The organism is Nocardioides sp. (genome assembly GCF_050699375.1).
GTDB lineage: Bacteria > Actinomycetota > Actinomycetes > Propionibacteriales > Nocardioidaceae > Nocardioides.
On the sequence record NZ_JBOHDN010000217.1, the window covers coordinates 1 to 4888 of the forward strand.

5 protein-coding genes are annotated in these 4888 nt (G+C 71.3%); 4 read left to right on the forward strand and 1 reads right to left on the reverse strand.

Annotation, left to right across the window (positions count from 1 at the left end):
* On the reverse strand, nt 1-1244 hold a 1244-nt coding region (locus tag ACRDPS_RS16005; RefSeq protein ID WP_431502647.1), incomplete at its 3' end, for a flavin-containing monooxygenase.
* A 168-nt stretch (nt 1245-1412) separates the two neighbouring features.
* Between ACRDPS_RS16005 and ACRDPS_RS16010 the strand changes: the two genes are divergently transcribed.
* The 4 genes from ACRDPS_RS16010 to ACRDPS_RS16025 all read left to right on the forward strand — a co-directional run.
* A complete protein-coding gene (locus tag ACRDPS_RS16010; protein WP_186349213.1) occupies nt 1413-1865 on the forward strand; it encodes a RidA family protein in 453 nt (150 codons plus the stop codon).
* Nucleotides 1862-2530, forward strand: a complete 669-nt coding sequence (locus ACRDPS_RS16015; RefSeq protein ID WP_431502648.1) for a DUF1028 domain-containing protein — start codon at nt 1862-1864, stop codon at nt 2528-2530. The genes ACRDPS_RS16010 and ACRDPS_RS16015 overlap by 4 nt, the downstream gene beginning before the upstream one ends.
* Before the next feature lie 4 nt (nt 2531-2534).
* A complete protein-coding gene (locus tag ACRDPS_RS16020) occupies nt 2535-3674 on the forward strand; it encodes a M20 family metallopeptidase (protein ID WP_431502649.1) in 1140 nt (379 codons plus the stop codon).
* Nucleotides 3671-4888, forward strand: a 1218-nt coding sequence (locus ACRDPS_RS16025; RefSeq protein WP_431502650.1) for an aspartate ammonia-lyase, incomplete at its 3' end; no start/stop codon positions are given. The genes ACRDPS_RS16020 and ACRDPS_RS16025, both read left to right, overlap by 4 nt.

Sequence of the window (4888 nt, forward strand, 5' to 3'; positions counted from 1 at the left end):
CGGTCGTACGCCGTGTAGCTCCGCTGCGTCGCGATGTGGCCGGCGACGTGCTTGGCGTCGTGCCACACGCCCCAGATGAAGCTCGAGCCGCGGCGGGAGAGCCAGGGGAGGCCGACGAAGTAGACGCCGGGCTCGGTGGAGACGCCGCGGCGGTGGGCCGGGCGGCCGCTCTCGTCGAGCGCGTCGACCTGGAGCCAGCCGTAGTCGGTCGCGAAGCCGGTCGCCCAGATCACCGTGGTGATGCCGGCCTCGGCGAGGTCGAGGGAGATCAGGGGCGTGGTCGCAGCTGAAGGGCTGGGGCCGAGGTCGCGGGCCGAGGGCTCCTCGGGCAGGTCGATGCCGTTGCGGGTGACGTACTCGTCGGCGGCGTCGAGGAGGGCGAGGTAGTTGGCGTCGCCCTGGGCGATGTTCTCGGCCAGGTCCTCACGGAAGGTGAGGGTGCCGGCGTCGTAGGTGTCGGTCATGCCGACGAGCTGGATCCCGTTCGCCTCGAGGGCGCGGAAGTCGACGGTGTGGCCGCCGCGGGCGCCGCTGACGGCGATCGTGACGTGCTCCGCGCCGGCGGCCGGGGTCTCCAGGTCCCACAGACCCAGGACGCCGAGCCACCAGCAGAAGTCGCGGCCGCGGTAGCTGCGCGGGGGACGGTCGTGCGGGCCGACCGAGAGGTGGACCTGGCGGCCGGAGCGCTGCAGCTCGTCGGCGATCTGGACACCGGAGGAGCCGGCGCCGACGACGAGGACGTTGCCCTCGGGAAGCTGGTCGGGGTTGCGGTAGTCGCTCGAGTGCATCTGCACGGCAACCGCGCCGTCGGGGACGATCGGCGGGTAGACCGGCCGCTGGAACGGGCCGGTCGCCGCGACGACGAACCGGGCGTCGATGACGCCGTCGGAGGTCTCGACCCGGAAGCCCGGCCGGCCCTGGTTGCGGGTCACCGAGGTGACCTCGACGCCGGTTCTGATCGGGGCGGCGATCTTCTCGGCGTACGCCTCGAAGTAGGCGGCGACCTGGTCCTTGGTGGCGAACGCGTCAGCGTCGACGTCCTGGAACTCCAGGCCCGGGAACCGGTCGTGCCAGGCCGGGCCGTTGGCGACGAGCGAGTCCCAGCGCATCGTGCGCCAGCGCTCGGCGATCCGGTCACGCTCCAGCACGAGATGGGGGACGCCGTTGTCGCTCAGGTGCTCGCTCATCGCCACACCGGCCTGACCGGCGCCGACGACGAGGACCTCGATCTGTTCGTTGGACATACTCAGATCCTGAGCCGCCGCGTTGCTCGTGTCCAACAGATGTTGTTGGCCTTACCCATCGGATCGACTGATGCAGTGACGGGCGGCATCACTGCATCTGTTTCATTGACGATAGTCCTTGGAAACATCTGTTGGACACATGCTCTCGGACGAGGTGGACTGGTCGTCGTGGAGACCAACAAACCCAGCAGCATCGTCGTCGGCGGACACACCCGGATCCGCCCGTTCAACACCAGCGTCACCTACCCCGAGCAGAACCTCGACAACGACCTGTGCCAGGCCGTGGTCGCGGGCAACACCGTCTACGTACGCGGTCAGATCGGGCAGGACCTGGACACCAGCGAGTCGGTCGGCATCGGCGACGTCGAGGCGCAGACCGAGCAGGCGATGGCCAACATCAAGATGCTGCTCGAGGAGGCCGGTGCCGAGATGGAGCACCTGGTCAAGCTCACCATCTACATCGTCGACCCGCGCTACCGCGAGACGGTCTACCGGACCATCGGCCGCTGGACGAAGGGCGTGCACCCGATCTCCACCGGGATCGTGATCTCCGCCCTGGCCCGCCCGGAGTGGCTGGTCGAGGTCGACGCGATCGCGGTCATCCCCGAGGTGGCGAAGTGACCTTCTCCGTCCTCGCCACCGACGGCAACGGCGCCGTCGGCATCGCCGTGACCTCCTCCAGCCCGGCCGTCGCCGCGCGCTGCATCCACCTGCGTCCCGGCGTCGGTGGCGCATCCTCGCAGAACATCACCGACCCGCGCCTGGGCACCGAGCTGCTCGACGCGCTCGCCTCGGGCCTCGACGCCCGGGCCGCGCTCGCATCCGTCACCCAGGGCCGCGAGCACATCGACCACCGCCAGCTGACCGTGCTCGGCCACGACGGCGCCGGTGCGGCGTACAGCGGCTCCGGGTCGCTCGGCGTCCACCACCACGCCGTCGCGCCGCAGGTCGTCGCCGCCGGCAACCTGCTGGCGACCACCGACGTCGTCGACGCCGTCGTCGCCGGCTTCGAGGCTGCGACCGGAGACCTCGAGGAGCGGCTGCTCGCCGCGCTCGAGGCCGGCCTGGCCGCCGGCGGCGAGGCCGGACCGCTGCACTCGGCGGGCCTCTCCGTCGTACGCGACGTCGCCTGGCGAGTCACCGACCTCCGCGTCGACTGGAGCGACCACCCGGTCGAGGATCTTCGCGACCTGCTGAAGGTCTGGATGCCGCAGCGCGACGACTACGTGACCCGCGGCCTCGATCCCACCACCGCACCGTCCTACGGCGTGCCCGGGGACGAGTGAGTCGATGACCACCTCGAAGCAGTACGCCGCGACCACGGTCGGCAGCGACGCCGAGCGCCTCGTCCGGCTCTCCGAGCAGTTGCACGCGAACCCCGAGACCGGCTGGGAGGAGCACAACTCCTCCCGCTGGGTCGCGGAGTCCCTCGAGGAGGCCGGGTTCACGGTCACTCCGGCCTACCTCGGTCTGGAGACAGCCTTCCTGGCGACCTTCGGAAGCGGCTCGTTCCGCCTCGGCCTGTGCGCCGAGTACGACGCCCTGCCGGGCCTCGGGCACGCCTGCGGCCACAACCTGATCTCCGCGATCACCGTCGGCGCCGCCCGCGCGCTCGCCCCGCTGGCCGATGCCGCGGGGCTCACGATCGAGGTCTACGGCACCCCTGCGGAGGAGGGCGGTGGTGGCAAGATCGAGCTGCTCGAGCGCGGCGCCTTCGCCGGCCTGGACCTGGCCATGATGGCCCACCCCGCTCCCGTCGACGTCGCCGAGGCCGAGCCGTTCGCGGTGTCGCACTCGCACGTCGAGTACCGCGGCAAGGCGGCCCACGCGGCGGCCTATCCCGAGCAGGGCGTCAACGCCGCCGATGCCTTCACCATCGCCCAGGTCGCGATCGGCCTCATCCGCCAGCAGCTGCCGCCGACCGTGCGCGTGCACGGCGTGATGACCAACGGGGGAGAGGCGCCCAACGCCATCCCCGCGCGCACCGAGGGCCGCTGGTACGTCCGCGCCGAGAGCCTCGCCCAGCTCGCCGAGACCGAGGAGAAGGTCTGGCGTTGCTTCGAGGCCGGGGCGCTCGCCAGCGGCGCGAAACTCACCGTCGAACCGGAGAGCAAGCCGTACGCCGAGTTCCGCACCTTCGCGCCCGCGCTGGCGGCGTACCGGCGCAATGCCGAGGAGATCGGCCGGGTCTTCGACCCGGGAACCCCCGCCCGCCGGATGAACCGAGCCTCCACGGACATGGGCAACGTCTCCCAGGTCGTGAACGCGATCCACCCCTACGTCGGCATCAACTCCGGGACCGCCCTCAACCACCAGCCCGAGTTCGCCGCGCACTGCGTCGGCGGGGACGCCGAGAAGGCGCTCCTCGACGCCGCCACCGCGCTGGCCTGGACCGCGCTCGACGTCGCCGAGGAGGCGGCCGCGCGATGACCACCGTCGATGCCCTGGCCACCCGCACCGAGCACGACTCGCTCGGTCCGTTCGAGGTACCGGCGACCGCCTATTGGGGCGTGCACACCGCCCGCGCGCTGCGGAACTTCCCGATCAGCGGGACCACGGTCGGGAGTCATCGCTCGCTCGTCGCCGCGCTCGGCGCGGTCAAGCTCGCCGCCGCACGCGCCAACCACGAGCTCGGCCTGCTCGACGACCGTCGTCACGACGCGATCGCGGCCGCCGCGCAGGAGGTCCGCGACGGGAACCTCGACGACCAGTTCGTCGTCGACGTGATCCAGGGCGGCGCCGGCACCTCGACCAACATGAACGCCAACGAGGTCGTCGCCAACCGCGCGCTCGAGATCCTCGGCCTGCCCTTCGGCAGCTACGACGAGATCCACCCGCTGGACCACGTGAACCGGTGTCAGTCGACCAACGACGTCTACCCGACCGCCGTCCGGCTCGCCCTGGTCGGGGCGATCGACCGCCTGGCCGAGGCGACCGAGGCCCTCGCCGACTCGTTCGCCCGCAAGGCGGCCGAGTTCCGCGCCGTCCCCAAGATCGGACGTACGCAGCTCCAGGACGCCGTCCCGATGACGGTCGGCCAGGAGCTCGGTGCCTTCGCCATCACGCTGCGCGAGGAGCTGGCCCGGCTGGCTGACTCGCGCGTGCTGCTGTGCGAGATCAACCTCGGCGCAACCGCGATCGGCACCGGGATCACCGCCCACCCCGACTACCGGCGGCTCGCCGTGCAGCACCTCGCCGAGATCACCGGCCTGCCCGTGGTCGGCGCGGGCGACCTCGTCGAGGCGACCAGCGACACCGGCGCGTTCGTGCAGGTCTCCAGCGTGCTGAAGCGGATCGCCGTCAAGGCCTCCAAGATCTGCAACGACCTCAGATTGCTCAGCTCCGGTCCGCAGGCCGGGCTCGGCGAGCTCCAGCTCCCCGCCCGCCAGGCGGGGTCGAGCATCATGCCCGGCAAGGTCAACCCGGTCATCCCGGAGATGGTCAACCAGGTCGCCTTCTGGGTGATCGGCAACGACCTCACCGTCACCATGGCCGCCGAGGGCGGCCAGCTCCAGCTCAACGCGTTCGAGCCGGTGATGGCGCACGGCCTGCTCCAGGGGTTCATCTGGACGGCGGCGGCGTTCGACTCGCTGCGCGAGCTGTGCGTCGACGGGATCACCGCCCACCCCGACTACCGGCGGCTC

Bases quoted from the DNA above. Each gene is read 5' to 3' on its own strand.
- ACRDPS_RS16020 (WP_431502649.1), top strand. From the start codon at position 2,535: ATGACCACCTCGAAGCAGTACGCCGCGACCACGGTCGGCAGCGACGCC.